This window comes from Levilactobacillus enshiensis, from assembly GCF_007115095.1.
In the GTDB taxonomy this organism is placed as follows: domain Bacteria; phylum Bacillota; class Bacilli; order Lactobacillales; family Lactobacillaceae; genus Levilactobacillus; species Levilactobacillus enshiensis.
This window is the reverse complement of record NZ_SULH01000003.1, coordinates 92,290-116,292: the sequence shown is the minus strand read 5'-3', so window position 1 is coordinate 116,292 and position 24,003 is coordinate 92,290. Positions and strand designations below refer to the sequence as shown.

Below are 24,003 nucleotides of genomic sequence, written 5' to 3'. Positions count from 1 at the left end.
AGAATATAGTTATCGTATAATAATACGATTAGAAATGCAATCTAGTTTTAATCATCAGTTGAAGTTGGACTAAGTCGTTAACTATTGTCAGACTAAGTGCAGTGATATACTAAAAGAAAGGCAAGTTGCGTTGAACAGGAGCGTCGTGAAAAACGCTCTGAGTAAGATTAAAATGAGTCGGTCTGCATAACGGGTTTGGGTAATCATGACCGAAGAATAGGATTGATCAGCATGGACATCAAAAAGTTTGTGGCCCAGCGGAAGGCGTTGCGGCTGTCACAAGTGAAATTATCGGCTGGTATCTGTACACAGGCAACGCTGAGTAAATTTGAACGACAGGGACGGGTGCCATCGCTAGCGATTTTGGAACAGCTCTGTGCCCGGCTTGGATTGACGGTCGATGACCTCAACGAAGAGCAGGCCACCTCGGTTACGAAAATGCGGGAACAGTTGGATAAGGTCGAAGACCAACTCATGATGGCGGATTACCGCACCGTGTTAGCGTCTCTTAATGCAATCGATGAAACTAAAATTGACGCGGTTCCCTTGAAAATGCAGTTCTACTATCTGCGGGGGATGCTGAACTCGCTGATCAACAAGGAACCGGATGATATTCTCTTTGACTTTTCTCGTATCTTGAATGGGTATGATGAGAAGCACGAAACTATTTTTACCCAACTCGCCTACGTGGGGTCTGGCGTCCTGTACCAACGGCGCGATCAACTGGCGAAGGCTAAGTTTTACTTCACCAAGACGTACCGGTATGTGCAACGGGCACTGGTCACGACGCACGAGGAGACCGGCAACGATTACCTGCGCCTGCTAACGGTGGTCTTTTACACGGCGGAGTTTTACGCCTTGGCCGGAGACTTCACGACCAGCAATGACCTCGTCAACGCTGGCGTCTTGCTGTGTTCGAACAAGCACGTGACGTACTACTTGCCGCGACTGAAATTTTTGGCGGCTGAAAACGCCGTTAAGCAACACCAAGATGATGCGACCATCCAGCGTTTGATGAACGAGACACTAGCCTTTGCCCGCATCAATCACAATGAAGTGGTCGAAGTTAAGTTGGGGGCGTTGCGTAGTCGGTATGAGCAGAAAATGGGAAATGATGCTGAATAGTATTAAAGTCCCCCAAAGTTATTGAAAATAAGAGAACCATCAAGGTAGGGTTAACGTCTACTTTGATGGTTCTCTTATTAGTTCTTTTAATAATTTGATGGGTATTTAGAATTTTACTAAAGAATTAACGCGGCTGTCGATTGGGCCTTCTTCGTGTAAGTAAAATTCACTTTGAACGTTAGAAATTTCCGGAAATTCTTAGTCGTTACTGCTGTTTTTTAAGCCGAATCAAAAACACAACTTCCATAAGGATGCCGGTAGTCAGTCCAGACAAAACACCGGTTTTAATGTTGGTAATGGCAAGTAATTCTCGAATAAAGTTGGTGCCGTCAAAAATGCTATTAATGATGGCTTGCTCAAGGTACAGGAAAACGCCAGCGTAAAGACCATAACCAAGCGCACATTTCAGGTCGTGCCGACGAGCGGCCGGCAAGTCATGTACGTTGACTTCGTGATCAGTGAGGTGTGCGCGGCGGCTAGCCACCAAAATATAGGGAAAAACAATAAAATTGACGCAGCAAAGGTCGAATAACAGAAGACCAATCAAGGCGTTAGCAGGTGCAGTATCGATCCAAAAGGCAGCTACGACCGGTGGCAGTAAAAGTATCAGCAGACACAGTAGCATGGCGTTGGTCCCAATCCGATTGGCTTCTTGTCGTTTATACTCATCAAAATCCCCTGAAATACTGAAAAAGCATTTAACGATGCGATCACGAAAATTCTCCCTGCTTTTCATGATAATTCCCCCCGGAATAAATGAACTTATATCTGAAAAAATTACTGTTGTTTCTTAAGCCGAACTAAATCAGTAACGCCCATGATAACACCAAAGAAAATACCATCGAAGATTGCGGTCTTGATATTCCCGATGTTAAGTAATTGCGGTATAAAACTAGCCCCATCGAAAGCCGTATTGAGAAATACCTGCATCAAATACATGACGGTCATGAAGTAAAGGGCATAGCCCAGTGCGGCTCTTAGAATGTGCTTGTAAGCGGCTGGCATGTCGCGAACGTCAACCTCGTGATCGGTCAGATGGGCGCGCCGACTAGCCACCGCGATGTAAGGACAGATAACGGCCCCAAAGTAGACGGCGTTGAAGATGACCAGTCCGGCTAACGCGTAGTCAGGAGAAGTCGTTGCCCAAAAGCAGGCGATGATGGGTGCAATTAAAAAGGCGGGCAAGCACATCATCATGGCGTTGGTCCCAATCCGATTCACTTCTTGTTGCTTATATTCGTCAAAATCCCCGGAAATGTTGAAAAAATGCTTAACGATCCGATTGCGTAAAGTTTCCCCGTTTTGCATAACTATTCCTCCCAGAATAACTGATTAAGGTCCGTGTGGAGGGCCTTGGCGAGCCGAATGCAAAGGTCGAGCGAGGGGTTGTACTTGTCGTTTTCGACCAGGTTAATGGTTTGCCGTGCAACGGCCACTTGCTGGGCCAACTGAAATTGCGTCAGTCCAGCAGCTTTGCGAAACTCTTTAACGCGGTTCACGGAGGTCACCTCCTGTTTAAATGTTAGATATATATGACATTTTCAGTATAGAAGCGGACTGTCAAAATGTCAACTATATATGACTTTTGATAGTTAAAAAATCGTCAGTGGACTGGCAGTTGTGACAAGCACTAAAAAGCCGGAACCGACTGATCGGTCAAACTAGTCAAAATTTGAAAACTGGCGGCGCCAGACCTGGTAGGTGAAATAGGCTGTCTAATGTGGATGTGAAAATACATGTCGTAAAGATTAGTTGTCGCAACTTGTTTTGGCGCGTGGTAGTTCACCGAAAAAACTGGGGGGGTCAGATACGTTTGCCACGTCCTTTCGCGGATGCGTGCTAGGATACGAGCAAGAGGAATGGGGGAGTGGTGGCAAATGAAAAAGATTCGCGCGCTGATGAAATTTGATTTAGAAGAGATGTTGGATAATCGCCTGGCATTCGTCTATGCTGTGATTTTTCCGCTACTTTTTTTCGCTATGTCTAATTGGAAAAATATCATGGCCCAACAAACGGATAATACTGAGAAATTGATTATTCTGTTGACGCCATACTTGTCATACGTCGTCCTGTCAAATGCACTGAATAGTGTCATCTTGATGGTGTACGGTCGGCGAGAGAGTGGCTTTTTGAAGATGTATTATTTTATTGTTGAACGGCGCAACTACCTGATGTTGGCACCGGAGATTCTGTTTTATTTTATTACGTTGATTGAGTGCCTGGGATTCACGCTGCTGGCGATGGTGGCCTTTCATAACTTATCCCCGCTACTTTTACTGGAAGTCGTATTCATTATCACCGTTATTTACTTCCCGACCTGCGGGATCCTTAGTCCGCTATTATTGATGCCAATCAAGCCGCCATCGATGACCGCGATTTCCGGTGGGGTGCTACTACTGGCTGTGTTGACGTACAGCTACACCACGTCATTTTTACCGTTACGCGTTTTGACGATGCTGAATCCAACTATTCTGACCAGCGATGTGGTCGGCAATGTGCTGGCACCAACGTTGGCAGGTTGGGGCTGGGTCGTGGGTGTCGGCGTGGTTGACTGTGTGATCGGCTATCTGTGTATGACGCACATGCCGATTATTTCCAAGAGTCAACGGGTCTAGAGGGTGAACGGATATGATTAAAGTTGAGCACGTTAGTTTTACCTATGCGGGCAAGAAAACGGTTTATACCGACCTGAGCTTTTCGACGGTCGATGGCAGGATGAACTGCATCATCGGCAAAAATGGGGTTGGCAAATCCACGATTTTTGATATGATTTCAGGCTTGGTCGACCCACAGGCGGGCACGATTGACCCGTTACTGTCGAGTGCCGAGATTATTTATCAGATGCAGGGCGTCCCGATGCTCCCAGCAATGACGGGGCAGAATATCCTGGATATTTTTCGGGACTTGAATCCGGGGACGCAACGCACGGATGAGTTTTTAACCGCTGTGTATCAGGAAAATGTGGTGGCGCTCCTCAATGAAAAATATCGCGATATGTCAGGTGGGGAACGCCGGTTACTGATTATTTATGCAATGTGTACACTGAAACGCGCCCTGTATTTGTTTGATGAACCCACCAGCGGGCTAGACCCCATCAGTGCGCGAAAGATTCTAGGTCTATTGAGCGATTTAGCGACCTGTAGTCAGGTCATTTTTACGGGCCATAACCTGTTCGAACTCCAAAATGTCCCCTGCCACGTGATTTTCATTGCCAATCAACATTGTATCTTTCAAGGCAACTATGAAGAACTCATGGCCCGTTATTCGGAAAATGACCCGGTACAGACGTTTGTTGATGCGTTGAAGGCGGATCAGATTGTGAGTTAAGCAGTAAGATGTGCATTAAAAAAAGACTAACCGGCGATCCACACAGCGTGGAATAACCAGTTAGTCTTTTTAATCTCATACGTTACATTGAATATTTATTCATTCTTAGCGGGCTCAGCATCGACCTTTTCCACCGGCTTCTTTTCCGGGAAAAAGTGAAACATAATCCGATTAAATAGATCCGATGCGTAGCCAATCACGAAGATTCCGAGCAACATGGACGCGTACAATTGGAAAACGAAGAGTGACCAATTGTGAACGGAGATGTTGGTAATGATCAGCATGGTCGTTCCCCACGCAATCAGCCAGGCCGGAACAATGGTGAATTTCATGATGGTTCCTTGGAGGAACAGCACCACAAAGGTCAGCAAGCCAAACATGAGTGAACTCGCCCAAAGGCCACTAATGGCGGGAACCTGGAGCAGTCGAAATGCGAGCAGTCCCCAGACAATACCGAGGGCGAAGCTGACCAGAATGTTCCAGAGTTTATCCTTAGGGAAGCCGGCACCGAAGAAGTAGGAGACGGCGACGAAAGCAGCAGACCCCATCCAGAGGGAGAAGCCACTCATAATCAAACTGTAGACGAGGGTGAACAGACCCACCCCAATTGCATCGAACCAGACTTTTTTACTAATTTTCATGAGACGGCCCCTTTATTGTTTAAGCGTTTACATAACTATCGTATTCCATAGTTTAAATGATTTCGAGAAACCGCGCAAGGGCTTTAGGTAAAACGTTGTAACAAATTTTGAAATTGGCCGTAAAAGAAACGGATACCTTTACTCAGTCAGGGGGACTAAGTAAAGGTATCCGTTTCTGATGGCATCATCAAATTAAAATTTCAGATAGGTATGTTCAAGAAGCCTAAAGTCCAAGCACATTTGATTGAAGAAGGGGATTTTGGCAGATAAGCGCTTGTGGTAGACGCTAAGCGCTTTTTGTAAAATACGCTGTTAGTTGGCTCTAGCGAAGTTTTGTTCCTTTAAGAGCAGATTGAACTTTTTTGACTGGGTCTCTTTTAAATGTTGCATCTCAATTGGCATGTAATTTTTATGGGCAATGGGAATCATGTCGTTAATTAATAGAAAACTAAGCGCGGGGCTAGTCGGCGATTGGTTTTCGTGGATCGTAAATGCGAGCCGTTTATTTACACTCTTACCGGGTTTAGCGGTTTCAAAAGGCGCAAAGTATTCATGGTGATTGACGATTAGAATTGGACCGATGTAAGGTCGGTGACTTTTGTTCTGTAAAACACGGCTGTCGAATTTTTGTAAGTAAGAAATATAGCGATTGTCAACGTAAACGAGTTTCATAAGACCTCCAGGTAATCATGGATTTTTGTAAAAAAAAAGGAGCTGATAGGCAGCTCCTTTGAACAAAGCTCTCACTTACGGTAGAGAATCACCAATTTTATAGCTCTCACTTGCGGTAGAGAATCACCAATTTTATAGCTCTCACTTGCGGTAGAGAATCACCAACTTAACTGATAAGTACACTATACAGGTCATTGAGGAGAAATGACAGGAATCAGACCGACTTTCGTTTCACCCGATAATTGGTTCCAATCGACGATTAAACGGCCGGACGATACCCAGCAAGCTGATCGTTTTTACCACGCATTAGTACAGCTCGTAATGTGTTGCCTTTCCCACGTTAACCCGGTATAGTGGCACTAACTAAGAAAGACACTAGGGGTGCCATGCGGCTGAGATGGATTCGTCCAATCCCTTAGAACCTGTGAGCTAGTACTCGCGTAGGGAAGTGACCGTTCCGCTGAAATTGGCGACGTCTCTACTCTGCGTGGGGGACGTCTTTTTTGGAAATTGAAGCGGGGAGCGAAAGTTATGTCCAAGAAGATTTATCCGATGACGTTGACGGCCATGTTAGTGGCGTTAGCTGTCATTGGCGGTAGCTTGTTTTCATTTAATATCGGGGTGGCCAAGGTGGCGCCCGTCCAGCACATGATCAACCTGATTTCTGGGGCCTTAGTGGGACCGTGGTGGGCACTGGCCCAAGCGTTTTTGACCTCATTGATTCGTAATATTATGGGAACTGGGACTGTGTTGGCCTTTCCTGGCAGTATGATTGGCGCATTTTTGAGCGGCTGGCTATTTCGCCTGACCGGAAAACTGTTAGCCGCTGTGTGTGGTGAACTAATCGGTTCAGGAATTATCGGGGCCTTTGTGGCCTATCCAGTGGCCGCCTGGCTGATGGGGACGACTGGTGCCGTCTGGTTATTCCTACCAAGTTTCTTCATGAGCGCCTTAGTCGGGGTCATCATCGGGTATGTGGTCCTCAAGAGCGTGTGGTCGCGGTTGATTGCCCCCCAGTTAGACAAATTGCAGGGAAAATAAATCGAAATCACGAGTTAACTTAAAAAAGCAGATGAGGCGTAGCGGCCTGATCTGCTTTTTTAATGGCCATCATGATGCTAGGTATCGCCGCCTATTTAAGCAATGGTGTGCTCAATTTTGGCGAGTAGTGTAAACGGTAGCTGGGTCTCGTTGTGGTTCTAAACGCTCGGCCAGCTTTGCGGTAGCCGTATTCCTGAGCGGTAATGGTCTTGCCCGCCCGGTGAATGCGCGTGTAGGTCCACTGTTGTTCAAGACGATCGTATGATTTTAACCGGTAGGCGTTGCCGGTACGCTGATAGGCTAAGTGATTGCCGCCATAGTCGCGATGGCCCCGGTCGGACATGGCGTACAGCCACTTGGGACTCAACATGACGGCATCGGTGGTCACGGTAGTTTGGTAGCCCAAGTAGCCATTTACGCGGGCTTGTTTCGTCCACGCCCCCTGAATGGCTTTGGGTGCACCAGTGGTCCATTTGGCAGCGTGGGCCGTTGTGGTGGGAATGAGGCCACCAGCTAGTCCAGCCACTAGGACGGTTGTGATGATTAATTTATTCATAAAAAGTTCCTCCCCGATGAGCTTTTAGTATACCAGAATTAATGGTGGTTAAAAAAGAGATTGGCACCCAGAAGCAGGCCAATCTCTTATCGGTAAATTTAGAAGCTGTCCCGGACGATTAAATCAGTCGGAATCAGCTTAACTTGGGGTTCGGGCTCATTGTCGTACTTGGTTTCCAGCTTGGTTTTCAGCAGGTCCATCGCGGCACAGCCGATGGCAAAGGAATCTTGGCGCACACAACTGATACCGGGGTTCATCAGTTGCATCCACTCGAACTCTTCGTAGGTGGCCACGCCAAAGTCTTCGGCGTAGTTGTAGTTTAACCGTTGCGCCGACTTTAACAGTTGGAGCAACGTCCGGGAGTTCATGGTGAAAAAGCCGATCTTCTTATCGCCCTTGTTGGCCAGAATGTTGGCCAGCGTTTGGTCGAAGTCACTGCTCTTGTTGAGTGACGTGTTGTAGGGCACCGTGATCAGGTGGTCGTCGTTCAAATAATTCGTTGCGAGTTTGAAGCCGGCGTAGCGGTTCAGCCGCGTGCTGACGCCATCCAATGGCCAGCTGACGAAATAGAGATCGTCGTAACCTTTGGCCACCATCTTCTTGACCATGGTATCCACGGAGTTCATGTTGTCGGTCACAATGGTATCGACCATGTTTCGCCGTGCTTGCCGGTCGACGATGACCGTATAACTGTTTGACAGTTGGTTGTAAATACTGCTGTCGGGATTGACCGGGTCAATGATCAGCCCAGCAACTTCCTCTTCACGCAGGCGGTTGATATTTTCAATCTCTCGGCGCTCGTCATTGTTCGAATTGGTAAAGACCATCTTGTAGCCATACTTTTCGCACCGTTCGGATAAGCCAGAGATCACGGGCGAAGTGAACGGGTTGGTGATGTCAGCGACCGAGATCCCAATCGTTTTATTCTCGTTCTTAGCGAGATTCCGGGCTGTGGTGCTGGGATGGTAATCCGTTTTATTGATGATACTAGCCAGTTTGTCGCGGGTCGCGACGGACATTTTCGCGTAATTTCCGTTTAGAAAGTTCGAAACGGTAGCTGTGGAGACTTCTCCAAGCTTCGCGATGTCTTTAATGGTAAATTTTTCCAAAATGAGCCTCCACTGAGTTCCGTTAGTCACCGTAAGGACGGGGTGTCCCCGATGAAAGTTTATAGTCTGTTGATTAACATATCATCATTTTAGCATGCTTGAACGTTTGAAACCGTTGTCAACACGCAATTTCATCTATTTTTTTTGAAAAACTGATTAGGTTGTTAAGTAATTCTACCACCATCTTAACTTTAAAAACCACTGTTAAAGTTAAATTGTGAAATTGATCTATGTAGTAGGCAATTACTTTGCCGATGTGCCGGGAATAATCAGCGTTACTAGCGCCGACTGGGTTGTGAAATGGTAAAAGATTCACATTCAATCGCGAGAAGTGATTGACAAATCTGCGAGATAGCTATAGAATTCATTTGTAAGGTAGTTAAGCGCTTAACCACGTTTAAGATTACCACTAATTCAATACGGTCGCCATATTTTTTTAGAAAAGGTTGAAACCGCTTGCTTCTAGTAGATATAAAGTTACTCGCTAGATTGACGGTATATTTCTTTATCAGAAAGATATGACGGAAAACTACTATTTTTGTTAACCGTATTACTAGCGATGATTTTCAAAACGTGGTTGGGACGCATTGAATTTAAAAAATATTTCTAAGGAGAATACACCATGAGTAAAGCAAAAGTTCTAGTTACCGGAATCATCCCTGAAGAAGGCCTGACGGATTTACGTGCAGCCTTTGATGTCACTTACGACCCCGAGAAGGAAACCCGCGAATGGATCTTAAACAACTTAGCCGACTTTGATGGCTTGCTGTTAATGGGAACGAAGGCCGACCGTGAATTGATCGATGCTGGTAAGAACCTGAAGATCATCACGACTAACGGTGTTGGGTTTGACCACGTGGACATCGCCTACGCTAAGGAAAAGGGTATCGTCGTTTCTAACTGCCCAATGGGCGTCCGGGTCCCAACCGCTGAAATGACCTTTGCTTTACTCTTGGCAACGGTTCGTCGCTTGTTCTTCTACGACAAGGTTGTTCGTGAAGGTAACTGGATGGACGTTTCCGAAAAGAAGTACATGGGCATGAGCCTTCAAGGCAAGACCTTAGGGATCTACGGCATGGGCCGCATCGGTTCCGAAGTTGGTCGTTTCTGCCAAGCTTTGGGCATGAACGTGATCTACAACGATGTTCGTCAACTCGACAGTGACTTGGAAAAGAAGCTGGATGTGAAGTACGTTGACTTCGACACGTTAGTTAAGACTGCCGATGTTATCACGTTACACGCCCCAGCCTTACCATCAACGGTGGGCATCTTCAACGCCGACGTCTTCAGTAAGATGAAGAACACCGCTTACCTGATCAACGCCGCTCGTGGTGTCTTGGTCAAGGAAGCTGACTTAGTTGACGCTTTGAAGAATGGCGAAATTGCCGGTGCCGGCTTAGACGTCTTCGAAAACGAACCAAACGTTTCCGCCGACTTACGGGCCTTGGACAACGTTATCATGTCGCCACATGCTGGGACTGGGACTTTAGAAGCCCGGATTGCAATCGCGCAAGAAGCTTCCAAGAACTTAATTTCATTCATTAACGACGGTAAAGCACTTAACCACGTAAACGCTTAGTCTTCGTGTAAAGGGATTGGGGGAGCTAAGCTTCGCCAATCCCTTTTATTTTTACCTGGTCTTTCAGTTTCGTCTTCGGCGGTCAGGGACTCCACCCGGTGGGGCAGACCTGAAGCCTGAGAAGCGGTCTTCAGGGCGACTTTGAGCCTCAAATTACGAGTCTCAAAGCTCGGCCCGTGTGCTAAGGCCGGCAAGAACGGCCGACCTAAGCACACCGACACGGGGTTACGTCCCTGACCGCCTTCGACTGAGAGTACGTTGAAAATGAAAGAATTGGTAGGCTTAGCTGCAATGTTGTTCGGCTACCTGGGTTACAACGTCTCTATGGTAGAAACTGATTGCCACGACTTTGGCCCGCTAAATTTGGTGGGACAGGCAGTCGATGGCCATTGTGAGTTACGTGTGACCGGCTATTCCCACCCCCAATTGACATTTAAAATGAGAAACCGTAAGATAAGACTCGACTATTGTTAACCGGTTAACTACAAGAGAAAAAACAAATGGAGGAACAACTGTGAAATTCGATAAGGTTTTTAAAGATGAATTAGATCACTGCTACGCAATCATGCGACTACAACATGACGATAAAGACTATATCGTTGTGGCTTCCGAAGAGAAGAAGCCTTGCTACGCGTACGACTTGAACAACGACTTTGCCCGGACAACGGTTTGGCCTGACGTTGGGGGCACCATGACCATGGTCCAAATTCCTGGCACGTTGAACTTCTTAGCCACCCAACGGTTTTACCCAGGCTTTAACTCCGCCGCTTGCCGGATCGTGAAGGAAACCTTTAACGGCACCGACTGGGATCAAACTATCGTGGGCGATTTCCCTTACGTCCACCGGTTTGACATCCTCCCTAAGTACGATGGTTCCGGTTACTGGTACGTGGGTTGTTCCATCGCAAACTCCAAGAAGGACACGGACGATTGGACTGATCCTGGTAAAGTTTGGGTCGGCGAATACAACGATGCTACCGAAACGGTCGATGACCTCCACGCCCTGGATTTCCGTTTGACCAAGAACCACGGCTACAAGCGCATGGACGGTTACTCCCTGATCACCGGTGTACAAGGTATCTTCAAGCTCGTGCCACCAACCGCTGATCAAGATTGGCAGTTAACGCAATTATCGGACGTTGAAACGTCCGACATTTTTAGTGCCGACATCAACCAAGATGGCGAAGAGGAATACCTGACCATTGAAGGCTTCCACGGCCCATATCTCCGCATTTCCGACCACAACTTCAACACGATTTCCCGCAGCGAAGCGGATACGCCATTTGGCCACGCTATCTGGGGTGGCAAGTTGGGCGACCGTGATTACTTCATCTTCGGCTGGCGTGCTGGCAAGCAAAACCTCGAATTGATCACCAGCGACAAATTAGACGCCCAGTTGATCGACGAAAAGATGGGACCAAGCAACGTCAACGTTTACAACAAGAACGGGCAAACCTACCTGTTGTCTGCCAACCGTGAAGCCAATCAGGTCGCGGTGTACGCAATTAGTTTATAAATAAGGAGTGTGGCTGAACATGGCAAGCTACTTTTTAACGATCGATAACGGTGGCACCAACACCAAAGTGGCCATCTTTAACGACCAGGGGGACCAATTAGCAGTCTCCGCTTTTCCCACGAAGAACCGTGAACGCAAGGCGGGATTTCACGAAACGAACCTCGCTGAGTTGTGGACGGCGCTGGGGGCAGCGGCACACGATGCGCTGGCCAAGGCCCACTTAACGGGTGACCAAATTAGCGGCATTTCGACGGTCGGTCACGGGAAAGGGCTCTACGTCCTGGACCACGACCAGCAGATCTTCATGGATGGCATTCTATCGGCCGACAGCCGTGCCGAAAAACTCGCGACGACCTTTGAAAGTAGCGTTAGCGATATCTATGCCATCAGCCACCAACACGTGATGCCTAGCCAAGCCCCGGTTATCTTACGGTGGCTGAAAGAACACGAGCCGGAACACTACGCACAGATTGGGGCGGTGTTGTCCAACAAGGACTTCATTCGGTTCCTGATGACGGGCGACGTTTACCAAGAAATTGGCGATGCGTCCGGCAATAACTTTGTTAATTTGGACACGGAGACTTATGACCAGCGACTCTTCGACTTCTTCGGGATTCCGGAAATGTTTGATAAGATGCCAAAACTGGTCCACGCCACGGATCAATGCGGGGTCGTGTCACCGGCAGCCGAAAAGATGACCGGGATCAAGGCGGGTACCCCCGTCTTCGGTGGGATGTTCGACATTGATGCCTGCGCCATTGCGACCGGCGTTTTGGACAACGATAAGTTCAGTCTGATTGCCGGCACCTGGAACATGAACATCTTCCCCAATGACACGATGGCCCCAGAAGACAGCGGGCTGATGAACTCGATTTTTCCGACCGGCAAGAAGCTGATCGAAGCGTCAAGTCCGACCTCCGCGGGGAACCTGGCCATCATTATCAAGATGTTGATGACTGCCGAGACCCGCGACGCCAAGGCACAGGGAAAGTCGATCTATGACGACCTCGAAGTGTTCCTGCAGAACACGGACGCGACCTTTGCCAAGCTGATCTACTTCCCGTTCCTCTATGGGAGCAATTCCGACCCCGAAGCGACCGGTTCCTTTATCGGCCTGCGGAGCAATACCACGAAGTCCGAAATGGTCCGCGCGGTCTACGAAGGCATTGCCTTTGCCCACCGGTACCACGTGCAATCGCTATTGAAGGTGCTGGGTCACCAGCCGCAAGTCGTCCGCATGTCCGGTGGGGGCACGAATTCTCCAAGCTGGGTGCAAATGTTTGCGGATATCCTGAACCTGCCAATCGAGTTGGTCGCATCCAACGAACTTGGTGGTCTGGGTGGCGCCATCACCTCGGCAGTCGGCAGTGGCCGGTATGCGAGCTTAGAAGACGCTGCGGCGAAGATGTCACACGTCAAGGCGCGCTATGAACCTCGTGCCGACCAAGTGAAAATTTACGACCAAAAGTATACCGCCTACGTCTCACTATTGACGGCGTTGGACGGCAGTTGGAGCAGTCTCAAAGCATTTCAAGAAGGAGCAGAACAGTGACAGTTAACGCATTAGGCATTTACGAAAAAGCATTACCCCAAGATTTAACTTGGAAAGAGAAGTTTAACTTAGTTCATGAATTGGGCTTTAACTTTTTGGAATTCTCTATCGATGAAAGTGACGAACGGTTAGCTCGACTGGACTGGACGCGCGAACAGCGGGCCGACTTCAGAAACGCGATGTGGGCAACCAACAGCCGCATCAACACCATGATGTTGTCCGGTCACCGGCGTTTCCCACTGGGCTCTGCGGACCCGGCAATCCGTGCCAAGTCCTTGGAGATCATGCAAAAGGCCATCGACCTCGCCGTTGACTTGGGAATCAAGAACATCCAGTTAGCCGGCTACGATGTTTACTACGAAAAGAAGACGGTCGAAAGCCGCGAATACTTCGTGGAAAACTTGCGCAAGTGTGTTGAAATGGCCGCGAAGAAGCTGGTCACGTTGTCCATTGAAACCATGGATGACCCGTTCATCAACTCCCTGACCAAAATCGCGCACTACAAGACCATGATCAAGAGTCCCTTCCTGCAAGGCTACCCTGACTTGGGCAACATCAGCGCTTGGCCAGAAAATAATGTGGCTGAGGACTTGGAGAATAACTTGGAAGACGTTGCGGCTATCCATTTGAAGGACACGCTAGCTGTGACCCCAACGTTTAAAGGTAAGTTCAAGGAAGTTCCCTTCGGCGAAGGCTGCGTGGACTTCGAGGGCTGCCTGCGGATGTTGGCCCGGCTAGATTATTCTGGGAGCTACACCGTTGAAATGTGGACGGGGACCACGGCTGATCCCGTGGGTGAGATCAAGAAGGCCAAGCAGTTCTTCGACGACCTCTTCGCCAAAGTCGGTATTGAACAAGAAGCTATCGCCGACTAGTTTCGCAGAAAAATAATGGGGTCAGTGTGTCGACGTTAACCGGTACACTTACTGCTGAATGACCGCACTGCGGCTGCCAGGGATTCCGCCTGCTGTGGGGACGCTCCGGACTGTGAAGCGGTCCTCCGACTCGATTTGAAGCCCCACGAAACCTGTGTGTCTTCAAAGTCGCCCATGCTGTAAACTGGCTGGAAAAGCGCCAGTTAACACCATTTTCACGGCTGGCTCCATCCCTGGCCTCCTCCGGCTCTGATTGATCTCTGCCATGACAAGCGTGGATATCACAGGTTATCAGATGTGGAATTGTTCGTCGCCACACGGTCTCTACCCATGTTGATTTCAGCTGGAAAATCAACAACGAATAAACTGATTTCTAGCGCAACCCAGTTTGACTAAAATACACCTATCTCTGCCGGTCATAGCGACCGCCAGCAAGACACAGAAAATAAGGAGCGAACAACCTATGCTTGAAAAACTCAAACAAGAAGTCTACGACGCTAACATGCGCTTACCACAACTCGGTCTGGTCTCATTCACTTGGGGCAACGTCTCCGGTATCGACCGGGAGAAGGGCTTGTACGTCATCAAACCTTCTGGTGTCGACTACAACGACTTAAAGCCAGAAGACATGGTCGTTGTGAACGTGAAGGACGGTAAGGTCGTTGAAGGCGACATGAACCCGTCAAGCGATACGCCAACCCACACGTACCTGTACAACCATTTTCCAAATATCGGGGGAATCGTGCACACCCACTCACCTTGGGCTGTTTCTTTTGCCGCAGCTAAGATGGACATTCCGGCCATGAACACGACGCATGCAGATACGTTCTACGGGGATGTACCCGCCGCAGATGCTTTGACCAAAGAGGAAATCGAAGAGGACTACGAAGGTAACACGGGGAAGACCATCGTCAAGACGTTTAACGAACGGGGCATCGACTACGAAGCCGTTCCTGCCGCTCTGGTGAGTCAACATGGTCCCTTCGCTTGGGGCCCAACCCCTGACAAGGCCGTTTACAACGCCAAGGTGCTCGAAGTTGTCGCTGAAGAAGACTACCACACGGCCCAATTGACCCGGGCTAACCGCGAATTGCCACAATACTTGCTGGACAAGCATTACCTGCGCAAGCACGGGGCTAACGCTTATTACGGCCAAAACAACGCGAAGTCTAAGGATCATGCGGCGCGCGAATAGAGTTAACGTGTGAACTTATTTTGAGCTCCAGTAATTGAAAATGGTTCCTAGAGATCAGTTCATGATTTCTAGGAACCATTTTTCGTTATACTTTTATCCAAATAATTTTCGGCAACTTTTAAGCAGTGGCTTTTGAGCGTTGAAATGCATTTTTTGAGAGCAATCCCGTTCCTTTGAAGGTAAATAATAGCTGCAACAGAATAGCAAAAAGAGCGATAGTATAATCTCAGTTTGAACATGTTGGTGTCCGCCGAATCTTGAAACATAAAAAATGGTTTAAGGGCTATAAGTCTCAAATTATAAAATGCTACCGATATTATTTACACCGTATATTGCATTGTAATCTGTTGAAAAAAGGTTATTGTTAAGGTCAAGTTATGTCGGTTTTTACCATGCTAGGAAAGGTTGTAACTCCTCGGGCACATGCAGAAACTGTTAGAAGTTCAGTACTCAGTAAGTAGTGCTGTAAAAAATTGAGTAGTACGATAATTGTGAATACTGAGAATATCATTAATCAAGACCAGTCAAGAAAATAATTGTAATTGATCTAATGATGTTTGTAAGGGGGCAAAAATAATGTGGTTAAAGACAATTGGCTTGTTATTACTACTATCCGTTATGATCTTTCTGGTAAGACCCCGTCTTTTAAAAAGGGCAGGCAGTCATCGAAAGTGGTTTAATGAACCAGTGCTTGAGCTGGTGGCTTTCTTACTTGTGACGATTATGATTAATGTACCGCTATTCGGGTGGGATTTATACACGCTGATTTGGATCTTGATTGTTAATATACCAGTTGATTTTATTCTTATACTCAGAAATAGATATAAGAGTAAAAGGTCATCACGATTCAATACGAAATAAGTGTCAGTCTATTCTAGTGACTAACAAGGAGGAACTTTATCATGATGGAAGTAAAAACAGTAAGTCGTGGTAACTCTTTAGCGCTGAGTTTGCCAAAGGATGATCGTTTTAAGAAAGGCCAACGTTGGCTACTAATTCCTGCCACGGACGGTGAATCCTTCACGTTAGTCCCCAAAATGGAAAATCCATACGCCTCAAAAAAAGATTCAAGGTCCATGACTGAGGAGTGGCCTGACGTTAATTGAAGAGAAGTAAAATAATGACATATATGTGCCTAAACAAAAGATCTCATCTGGATTGATTTTGATCCACAACGTGGCCGAAAAATTAAAAAACGTCGCCCGGCCCTTGTGCTCAGTAGTGATCTTTACAATCAGAGCACGGGTTTTGTTATTGTTGCCCCAATTACATCTACAATTAGGGACTTACCTGGTTATCTGACCTTGGGCGACGGCTACCAAATTCATGGTCAAGTTGTGGCTGCGCAAGTCTATTCATTTGATGCATCGGCTAACGCTAATCGCCAAATCGATTACATTGAAACCATGCGTGATGAAGATTTTTATCGAGCCGCGCAAATTGTGTACTATAACTTTGGTTTTCCGTTTTAGGCTCTTCAATAGCAAGTGGCGTCCCTGGCAACCGGTAGCGGCCAATCTGCGGACACTGGTCCTATGCCAACGCACGAAAAAAGTCATCAACGACCAAATTCGGGTCATTGATGACTTTTTAATGGTGTGCGCTGTGAAAAAGGGGGAGCGCTAGTAAAACCTTAGTTGATGGCGATCTTAACGCAAAGTTTGTGGTTGTGACCAACCTCGCCATCGACCATCCCATGAGCGGCATGTAAGTCGGATGGGTCGAAGATAGCGTAGTGACGGTCAGTCAGGAGGGCTTTACTGTGGAAAGCAGGGTGACCGAAGCGTTGGATTTCTTCTTCTGGGTCGTAAGGACTAACGGCTTCAGCAGTGCCTTCGTCGGCCCAACGAACCCATTCAGCACCACTGATCATGTAGTGGATGTCGATGTGGTCACGGTGGGTTTCGTAAGTCATTTCAGCGTAGTCACGGGTGTCGTATTCTTGGAAACGAAGTTCAACGCCGTCAGCGATGACCTTAGGGCCAATTGGTTCTGCCAATAGTTCTTCAGTTGAACGGGCGTCTAACCAGTCCAAAGCAGTTTGAATCCGTTTTTCGACCTTTTCGTTGCGTTGGTGACTCTTGCTTAATCCAAATTCCATGAGTAATTTCTCCTTTTAGTATAATTATTTGTTTTTATCTGCGTCGGACTCACGTACGAAGAGTAAGGCGATCACAGCGACAATCGGGAAGACTGAGATAGTTAAGTATGACGTCACGTAACTACCCGTTGAAGCTAACAACTGGCCCAGTAGGACGGGGGCCAAGAAAGACCCAACTTGGTTGAAGACGTTGATGAACCCAGAAACGGTCCCCCGTTGGTCGGCAGGTGCGACTTCAACGGACAAGTTGTTGGTGATGGTACTGAACATGAAGGCCCCAACCCCCATGGCACCGGTCCAGAAGTACAATAGACCTAAACTACCATGTGGTGTCAATGCGAACCCAATAATGGTTGGGGTGAAGATGGCCATGAAGATAGCGGCCCAGATGTGACGAGATAACTTAGAGTGGTCGGAGATCCAACCAGCAACGACCATGGAGATAACGGACGTGATCCCGAAGATGGACATCGCAGTTCCGGCAGTAACCAGACTGAACTTCAAGCTCTTCACGATGAAGAGGTTCGCCCAGTTGGTAACGCCCCATTTGGCACCAGTAGCGAATAAACCAGTAATCGCTAACATCCAAACGGAACGGTTGTTGATGGCTTTACGTAAACGAGACATTGAAGATTCTTGTTCGATTTTCCCGTTAGCTTCCTTAACACCAAACTGTTGTGGGAATGGCGGATTGCCCTTTAAGGCGAAGTAAGAGAAGATCAAAGCAGCCAGTGGGAAGAGGGCAGTCACACCCAAGGCAGCACGCCAGCCATAGTGGACCATGACTGTTGGGGCGTACAAGTTAATGACGGTCAACCCAAATGAGGTACACGTGTTGAAAATCCCAGTTGCGGTGGCCCGCTTCTTACCATCGAACCATTCGGTGATAATCCCTAAACAAGCGGATAAGTCAGGACCACTGACCAGCCCTAAGACGAACCGGAGAGCCAACCCATCCCAGTAACCGTGCATGAAGACCATGGCAACCATGACGATCAAGTTCCCGGCAACGGCGGAGAGCAATAACTTCTTGTAACCGAATTTATCGGCGAGCATCCCACCAGGCAGCACCGTGATGGCGTACCCAATGTAGAATGCGGTTAAGTAGGAATTCCCTTGTTGAACGGTGAAATGTAGGGAATCAATAGCTGAAGGCATGATGGTTGCCCATGACAGCCGAGTGATGAAACTAATTAAGAACGCCAGCCAAATACCGGCGAGGACCATGATCTGGCGACCGGTCCATTTTCCATGTGTCGCAGTAGTATCCATGATGAGAAGCTCCTTATCTGCCTAATTTCAGAACGATTTTTCTAACGTGAGTGGGGTGCTCGATGAGGCCGTTGGTCCGGTGCGGTTCGTGCATGCCAATCAAAACGAAGTCACCCTGGTGCAGGAGAATTTGATTAAAAGCCGTTGGCCGTTGGACGTATTGAATGTCGCGGTCATCGTTGTAATCGCTGATGCCAACGTAGTTCGTGTCGGGGGCAACGTCGATGCGTTCCTCACCGGCCACGATGTAGTGTAGGTCCAGACGCTTGTTGTGAATTTCAAAGTCGAAATCCTCAATGGGCTCGGTCTCGTATTCCAATGTTTGGACGTAGAATCTGTCGCCATCTTGATGGCTGCGACCCAGGGGAGTTGCCGTTAAATCCGTGTTCTTGAGGAAGGAAACTGCCTCTTGAACGCGTTCGTAGTCCTGAGCATCGAATGAATCTAAATTTACGAATAGCAATGCGTTCACTCCTTTTCGACTGTAGTTAAGCGATTAACAAAATTTGTAAATAAAAAACAGTTCTATGATTGCTGTGGTTAAAGCGTTTATGGATAGTTCGGTTACTAAAGGTAAAACATGTTAATCGCTTAACTAACTTTACAAGGGTAATTGTAAACGATTCCATAAATATTTGCAACCCTTTTGCCGGAATTTCACAAAGTATAAGGCGTTAAAATAACGCTTAAATCGGCCAGAAAGGGCGGCTGGTCTGCATTCTAAAATTAATCGCTGGTCTTAAATAAATTAATATTTTTGAAATTCACAAGTCCAATTATCGTTGATTTACGGGCAGGTTAGGCGGTTAACCTAATTTAACCAATTAATTCAAAAATTGCGACGAATTCGACTGGGACTGGGAGCCTGGGCGGAAATGACTGCCAGAACACGCAGTAGTTTTGAATCCGCTTTAAGCTCAGTTTAGAGCGTAACCGCTACCATTTTCGGGCTGGTTTTCAATCCCAGTGAAAAAGGCTACACTGGTTTGAGGAGGTTTTTTCAGTGAAGACACAAGCAGCATTATCGCGTCGTACCATTCTTTTAATGGCTGTGGTGACCGGGGTCATCGTGGCCAATTTGAACTTTATTCAACCCATCGAGAACTTAATTGCGGCGGACTTTAACCTATCGAAGGCCGTTGTCGGGATGTTGGCCATGTTAACGCAGCTGGGATACGCGTTTGGCCTGCTCCTGATTGTCCCGTTGGGCGATATCTTTGATCGCTATCATTTGATTCAATTTATGATGATGTTATCGATTCTCTCCATGTTACTCGCATTCTGGTCTCCCAATGCCGGCGTCTTTGCGGTCGCCACGACGCTGGTCGGGATCACCTCAGTCGCGCCGCAGATTATTATTCCCTATGCCGGGTACCTGGCTCCCAATTTACAGCGGGGGAAGGTCTTGGGCATCGTCCTCAGTGGCTTGCTGACGGGGATTCTACTGTCGCGGTCGTTCAGTGGCCTGCTGGGAAGTGTGATGCCGTGGCAGGACATCTACCTGATTGCGGCGGCGATTGACCTGATTTTTCTGGCCATCGTTCATTTCCGCCTGCCGCACGATGCACGTGGGCATCAGGATCTGAACTATTTAAAGGTGATTGGAATGTTGCCGAAATTGTTCATGACCCAACGCGAGCTCCGGGGCTCGGCCATCAATGGGTTCTGCCTGTTTGGCATGTCCAACGTCCTCTGGTCGACACTGGCGTTCTACCTGGCGGCGCAATACCATTTAGGCAGTAATGTGGCTGGCTTACTAGGACTACTGGGGATTGCCGGGGTCTTGGCCGCACCGATGATCGGCAACCTGGTCGACCAACGTTCACCACGATTGACGGTCGGACTGGGCATGGTTTTCTCTGGTGTGGCGTTTGTTATTTTTTGGCTGATAGGTCACTGGCTGTTCGGCCTGATTGTCGGCATCGTCCTACTGGATTTGGGGACGCAGTTCAGTCAGGTCTCCAACCAGGCCATCGTCCAGTCGTTGAATCGACGTGAGAGTAGTCGGAACAATTCCGTGTTCATGTTCAGTTACTTTCTCGGCGGGGCGATTGGGACGTTGTCAGCGACTTGGGCGTGGAGTCACGCTGGCTGGACCGGTGTGTGTGGCGTGGCGGTCGTCTTTCTGGCCATCGCCATTGCTGGGCACCTGCTGATTGGCGAACCGGAGCATCTAAATGTAGAGCAATAAAAGGTGACTTGTTCAAAATGGTCCGGCTCAGGCGCGTTTCTACCATAGAGTATTTCGTCAGTATACCTGACAAAGCTTAAACCAACTGAAAATGAAATTCGAATCTCATCCTAGTATTGGGAAGCATCCGTGCCATTAAATTAGGCTAAATTGGGCGCACTGCGGCTGCCAGGGATTCCACCTGCTGTGGGGACGCTTCAGACTGGAAGAACACCAGTCTTCTCGCTCGCTTTGAAGCCACGAAGACCGCGTGTCTCCAAAGTCGCCCGTGAAGTAAGCTGGCTGAGAAACACCAGCTAACTTCACCTTCACGGCCGGCTCCATCCCTGGCCTCCTCCGGCGCTGGTTGGCTTTTATCACGATAACAGCTGTAAATCACAGCTACCTAATACTTTGGGCGATAAATGATAGCGACAGTTATAATTATTCTCAGTGTCGTCCGAGAATACGATGTAAGCCGGGAGGTCGGCAGATATGGGCTCAGGCGCGTCGCACCGATCCAGCCCATATCTGCCGGCCGGTAAGGCGAAAGGGACCACCAGGTTGTCCAATTTTAGTCCCAGTGTTGTTGCTGGAACAGGCATGGTCGATGCTTGGAAACTTAAAAAACTAATAATTGATCGGCAATGAGCAACTAGTACAACCGCATTGCCGATTTTATTTTTGCTTCGAGTTGACACGGTGTCACTTGAATGGTAAACTGCTTTTTGTACATAAGTGACATCGTGTCACTTTGATAACGTAACGACTTAAATTTGGGGTTACCGAAAGGAGACGGCTTATGCCTTCAACCACGTTTGATCATTTAACTGCTGAGAAACGGACACGGGTGACCGCGGCCCTGTTGACTGAATTTTCCGAACACGGATTGGCCGATGCCCAGGTGGCCCGGATCGTGACCGCCGCTGGAATCGCGCGGGGGGCCTTTTACAAGTATTTCGATGACCTGACTGATGCTTATCAATATCTCTATCACACGGCCATGCAGGAGATTCACCGCGACTTTGATGTGACCCCCAGTGGGCAATTTCAGCCGCAACCCTACTATGAGGCGGTCGAACAATTTGTCGATCACTTCACCAATAGTCAGTACGACCAGTTGATTCGTCGGCACTACAGCGAAAACGAGAGCCTCCTGCCGGAACGGCCGGTACCGGTGACGTTGCCCGCTGCGGATTGGGCCGCGATGACGTTGAGCCACGCCACGATTAAAGAAATTATGCTGCAACCTGCCGATAGAGACGCAGCACTAGCCCGTTTTCAGCAAGTCTTGTTGCTGTTAGAGGAGGAACGTTAATGTTTTTAGCTTTAAAGGAAATTCGCCACGAAAAGCTGCGGTATGGGCTGATCATCGGCATGATCGTCTTGGTGACGTACCTGGTGTTCGTCCTGAGTGGTCTGGCTTATGGACTGGCCCAACAGAACACGCAGGCCATCTCATCGTGGGATGCCAGCCGGGTCGCCCTCGATAAGGACGCCAACGACAGCATATCGCAATCGTTGATTACCAGCACAACGGCCAACAAGGTCGCCATGACTAAACACGAAGCCTACTTGGGGCAGGCGGGGGTCGTGGCAAAGGCCAAAGGGCAGGCTAAACTATCTGCACAGTTTTTGGGGATTTCACGCCAGCAATTTATCTATCAAACGGTCAAGGTCACACACGGCCATAAGCCGGTCAAAGCCAATCAAATCATGGTCGATGATAGCTTTAAGGACAATGGCTACGCGCTGGGCGACAAGGTCACGCTAAATTCGACTAGTGGCCAATATACCATCGTTGGGTTTACGCACAATGCGAAGATGAGCGTCGCCCCGGTGGTTTATGGTTCCCTAGGGACTTGGCGAACGTTGAGTCACGTGACGAGCAATTACAAAGCTAACGGGATCGTGTCCAACGATGCCAACTTTTCGGCACAACATGGGTTGAGCACGCTGAGTATGAGTCAATTTATCAACAAGCTCCCCGGCTATTCTGCGCAGAACACGACGTTTACCTTCATGATCGCCTTTCTGATGATTATTGCGATGGTCGTAATCGCCGTCTTCCTGTACATTTTAACCATGCAAAAGTTGCCGAACTATGCGGTGTTGCGGGCGCAGGGAATTCCCGCCAAGGTGCTGGTCACCACGACCATTAGCCAAGCGCTCCTACTAGTCGTGGGGGGGCTGGTGATTGGCACTGCACTGACACTAGCGACCGTACTGGCACTTCCCGCGGGGGTCCCGATGAGCTTCAACCTACCACTATTAGGCGGTGTCACGGCTGGGATTCTGTTGACCGGCGTGATTGGTGCCCTGATTCCCGTCAAGATTATTTTAAACGTTGACCCCGTCAGCGTGATTGGAGGATAAGTGATGCCAGCATTAACCTTAACCAACGTGAATAAAAAATTCGGCCATGCGACCAACGAAGTGATCGTGCTTCACGATATCAGCTTCGAGGCCAGCGCCGGTGAAGTGAGTCTGGTTCTGGGACCGTCCGGGTCAGGGAAGAGTACCTTCCTGACGATTGCTGGGGGGATTCAGACGCCCACATCTGGTTCGGTCGTCGTGGAGAACAAGACCTTGCAGGAGTTATCTGGTAAGGACCGGGATGCACTACGACTCAACCAAATTGGCTTTATTTTACAAGCCTACAACCTGGTGCCATACCTCACCGTGAAGGATCAGTTCAAGCTGGTCGACCGGGTCAAACCGCAGGGAAACCTGAATGCGGCCGAGTTGGCGGACTTGTTAGACCAATTAGGAATCGGTCAATTGGTCAATCAGTTTCCCGCCGAGCTTTCCGGTGGGCAAACGCAGCGGGTCGCCATTGCGCGAGCACTGTATCAAAATCCAGATATCATTCTTGCCGACGAACCGACCGCGGCGCTCGACAGTGACCGGGTCAAGGTCGTGGGGCAATTACTGCGCGACTTGGCCAAGCAGCACAACAAGGCCATCGTGGTGGTGACACATGATTTGCGGCTACAGGAGTTTGCCGATAAGACCTACATGATCATGGATGGTAAGATGACGGTGGCGTAAAGACGAGTTCATTCAGGATAATCACGAATCAGGTTCGTTGGCGGAAATCGTCGACGAATTTTTTTATATTTTTTTTGGCCGGCAGAACGTGTAATTAATCACGTGATTGGTCTACACAGCTTGGATTTCCGAATGACGGTTCGGACGTTTTTACACATTCTTTACATAAATTGGTATAGACTGATTTCTACCTAGTTCTGACGGTTAACTAGGTAGAAACG

Annotated in this window: 25 protein-coding genes and 1 riboswitch; of the genes, 15 read left to right on the top strand and 10 right to left on the bottom strand. The window is 48.4% G+C overall.

Translation table 11 applies throughout. The annotated features are described in order from the left end of the window. The first annotated feature begins 231 nt into the window (after window positions 1-231). The gene (locus FAY32_RS04365; protein ID WP_143462242.1) at window positions 232-1,125 is read left to right on the top strand and encodes a helix-turn-helix domain-containing protein; all 894 of its coding nucleotides are present in this window, start codon (window positions 232-234) and stop codon (window positions 1,123-1,125) included. A 205-nt stretch (window positions 1,126-1,330) separates the two neighbouring features. Here the strand turns inward: FAY32_RS04365 and FAY32_RS04360 are convergent, their stop codons facing one another. Genes FAY32_RS04360 through FAY32_RS04350 form a run of 3 tightly spaced genes read right to left on the bottom strand, consistent with a single transcriptional unit; the run spans window position 1,331 to window position 2,624 of the window. After that, window positions 1,331-1,861, bottom strand: a complete 531-nt coding sequence (locus tag FAY32_RS04360; protein WP_143462241.1) for a DUF3278 domain-containing protein — start codon at window positions 1,859-1,861, stop codon at window positions 1,331-1,333. Window positions 1,862-1,902: 41 nt separating this feature from the next. Beyond that, entirely contained in the window at window positions 1,903-2,433 is a 531-nt protein-coding gene (locus FAY32_RS04355; protein ID WP_143462240.1) for a DUF3278 domain-containing protein, read from the bottom strand. A 2-nt stretch (window positions 2,434-2,435) separates the two neighbouring features. Further along, entirely contained in the window at window positions 2,436-2,624 is a 189-nt protein-coding gene (locus tag FAY32_RS04350; RefSeq protein WP_143462239.1) for a helix-turn-helix transcriptional regulator, read from the bottom strand. Window positions 2,625-3,002: 378 nt separating this feature from the next. Here FAY32_RS04350 and FAY32_RS04345 point away from each other — a divergent pair, with 378 nt between their 5' ends. Continuing rightward, window positions 3,003-3,740: a hypothetical protein gene (locus FAY32_RS04345; protein WP_143462238.1), complete on the top strand. Its 738-nt coding sequence runs from the start codon at window positions 3,003-3,005 to the stop codon at window positions 3,738-3,740. Between the two features lie 13 nt (window positions 3,741-3,753). Beyond that, entirely contained in the window at window positions 3,754-4,452 is a 699-nt protein-coding gene (locus FAY32_RS04340; protein ID WP_143462237.1) for an ATP-binding cassette domain-containing protein, read from the top strand. Window positions 4,453-4,547: 95 nt separating this feature from the next. Here FAY32_RS04340 and FAY32_RS04335 read toward each other — a convergent pair whose 3' ends face one another. Beyond that, the gene (locus FAY32_RS04335) at window positions 4,548-5,093 is read right to left on the bottom strand and encodes a DUF1097 domain-containing protein (RefSeq protein WP_143462236.1); all 546 of its coding nucleotides are present in this window, start codon (window positions 5,091-5,093) and stop codon (window positions 4,548-4,550) included. 312 nt (window positions 5,094-5,405) lie between these two features. Beyond that, the gene (locus FAY32_RS04330) at window positions 5,406-5,765 is read right to left on the bottom strand and encodes a type III toxin-antitoxin system ToxN/AbiQ family toxin (RefSeq protein WP_143462235.1); all 360 of its coding nucleotides are present in this window, start codon (window positions 5,763-5,765) and stop codon (window positions 5,406-5,408) included. A gap of 367 nt (window positions 5,766-6,132) precedes the next feature. Beyond that, window positions 6,133-6,229, top strand: a riboswitch (TPP riboswitch). A 67-nt stretch (window positions 6,230-6,296) separates the two neighbouring features. Here FAY32_RS04330 and thiW point away from each other — a divergent pair. Next, the gene (thiW, locus tag FAY32_RS04325; RefSeq protein ID WP_125685473.1) at window positions 6,297-6,806 is read left to right on the top strand and encodes an energy coupling factor transporter S component ThiW; all 510 of its coding nucleotides are present in this window, start codon (window positions 6,297-6,299) and stop codon (window positions 6,804-6,806) included. A 91-nt stretch (window positions 6,807-6,897) separates the two neighbouring features. Here the strand turns inward: thiW and FAY32_RS04320 are convergent, their stop codons facing one another. Then, on the bottom strand, window positions 6,898-7,362 hold the full coding sequence (locus FAY32_RS04320; RefSeq protein ID WP_143462234.1) for a hypothetical protein: 465 nt from the start codon (window positions 7,360-7,362) through the stop codon (window positions 6,898-6,900). 98 nt (window positions 7,363-7,460) lie between these two features. Beyond that, entirely contained in the window at window positions 7,461-8,471 is a 1,011-nt protein-coding gene (locus FAY32_RS04315) for a LacI family DNA-binding transcriptional regulator (RefSeq protein WP_143462233.1), read from the bottom strand. Window positions 8,472-9,093: 622 nt separating this feature from the next. On the opposite strand from FAY32_RS04315, the gene FAY32_RS04310 reads away from it, so the two are divergent. The 7 genes from FAY32_RS04310 (at window position 9,094) to FAY32_RS04280 (ending at window position 16,660) form a co-directional block, all read left to right on the top strand. Beyond that, window positions 9,094-10,050, top strand: a complete 957-nt coding sequence (locus FAY32_RS04310) for an NAD(P)-dependent oxidoreductase (RefSeq protein ID WP_143462232.1) — start codon at window positions 9,094-9,096, stop codon at window positions 10,048-10,050. Between the two features lie 514 nt (window positions 10,051-10,564). Next, entirely contained in the window at window positions 10,565-11,566 is a 1,002-nt protein-coding gene (locus FAY32_RS04305) for a hypothetical protein (protein ID WP_143462231.1), read from the top strand. Between the two features lie 19 nt (window positions 11,567-11,585). Further along, window positions 11,586-13,118, top strand: coding sequence for an FGGY-family carbohydrate kinase (locus tag FAY32_RS04300; protein WP_143462230.1), 1,533 nt, complete (start codon window positions 11,586-11,588; stop codon window positions 13,116-13,118). Continuing rightward, the gene (locus FAY32_RS04295) at window positions 13,115-13,993 is read left to right on the top strand and encodes an L-ribulose-5-phosphate 3-epimerase (protein ID WP_143462229.1); all 879 of its coding nucleotides are present in this window, start codon (window positions 13,115-13,117) and stop codon (window positions 13,991-13,993) included. The genes FAY32_RS04300 and FAY32_RS04295 overlap by 4 nt, the downstream gene beginning before the upstream one ends. 463 nt (window positions 13,994-14,456) lie before the next feature. Next, a complete protein-coding gene (locus FAY32_RS04290; protein WP_143462228.1) occupies window positions 14,457-15,188 on the top strand; it encodes an L-ribulose-5-phosphate 4-epimerase in 732 nt (243 codons plus the stop codon). Between the two features lie 902 nt (window positions 15,189-16,090). After that, on the top strand, window positions 16,091-16,294 hold the full coding sequence (gene mazE / locus FAY32_RS04285; protein ID WP_143462227.1) for a type II toxin-antitoxin system PemI/MazE family antitoxin: 204 nt from the start codon (window positions 16,091-16,093) through the stop codon (window positions 16,292-16,294). A 45-nt stretch (window positions 16,295-16,339) separates the two neighbouring features. Then, window positions 16,340-16,660 (top strand): type II toxin-antitoxin system PemK/MazF family toxin, encoded by a 321-nt coding sequence (locus FAY32_RS04280; protein ID WP_143462226.1) that lies wholly within the window; start codon window positions 16,340-16,342, stop codon window positions 16,658-16,660. A 161-nt stretch (window positions 16,661-16,821) separates the two neighbouring features. On the opposite strand, the gene FAY32_RS04275 is transcribed toward FAY32_RS04280, so the two are convergent. Genes FAY32_RS04275 through FAY32_RS04265 form a run of 3 tightly spaced genes read right to left on the bottom strand, consistent with a single transcriptional unit; the run spans window position 16,822 to window position 19,033 of the window. Continuing rightward, on the bottom strand, window positions 16,822-17,289 hold the full coding sequence (locus FAY32_RS04275) for a YhcH/YjgK/YiaL family protein (RefSeq protein ID WP_143462225.1): 468 nt from the start codon (window positions 17,287-17,289) through the stop codon (window positions 16,822-16,824). Between the two features lie 24 nt (window positions 17,290-17,313). After that, entirely contained in the window at window positions 17,314-18,561 is a 1,248-nt protein-coding gene (locus tag FAY32_RS04270; RefSeq protein WP_143462224.1) for an MFS transporter, read from the bottom strand. 13 nt (window positions 18,562-18,574) lie between these two features. After that, a complete protein-coding gene (locus FAY32_RS04265) occupies window positions 18,575-19,033 on the bottom strand; it encodes a YhcH/YjgK/YiaL family protein (RefSeq protein ID WP_225428282.1) in 459 nt (152 codons plus the stop codon). A 531-nt stretch (window positions 19,034-19,564) separates the two neighbouring features. On the opposite strand from FAY32_RS04265, the gene FAY32_RS04260 reads away from it, so the two are divergent. From FAY32_RS04260 to FAY32_RS04245, 4 genes are all read left to right on the top strand, one after another. Further along, entirely contained in the window at window positions 19,565-20,752 is a 1,188-nt protein-coding gene (locus tag FAY32_RS04260; protein WP_225428281.1) for an MFS transporter, read from the top strand. Window positions 20,753-21,533: 781 nt separating this feature from the next. Next, window positions 21,534-22,049, top strand: a complete 516-nt coding sequence (locus FAY32_RS04255) for a TetR/AcrR family transcriptional regulator (RefSeq protein WP_143462222.1) — start codon at window positions 21,534-21,536, stop codon at window positions 22,047-22,049. Next, window positions 22,049-23,107, top strand: coding sequence for an ABC transporter permease (locus tag FAY32_RS04250; protein WP_143462221.1), 1,059 nt, complete (start codon window positions 22,049-22,051; stop codon window positions 23,105-23,107). Before FAY32_RS04255 ends, FAY32_RS04250 begins: the two co-directional genes overlap by 1 nt. 3 nt (window positions 23,108-23,110) lie before the next feature. Beyond that, window positions 23,111-23,782 (top strand): ABC transporter ATP-binding protein, encoded by a 672-nt coding sequence (locus tag FAY32_RS04245; protein WP_143462220.1) that lies wholly within the window; start codon window positions 23,111-23,113, stop codon window positions 23,780-23,782. The last annotated feature ends 221 nt before the right edge of the window (window positions 23,783-24,003 follow it).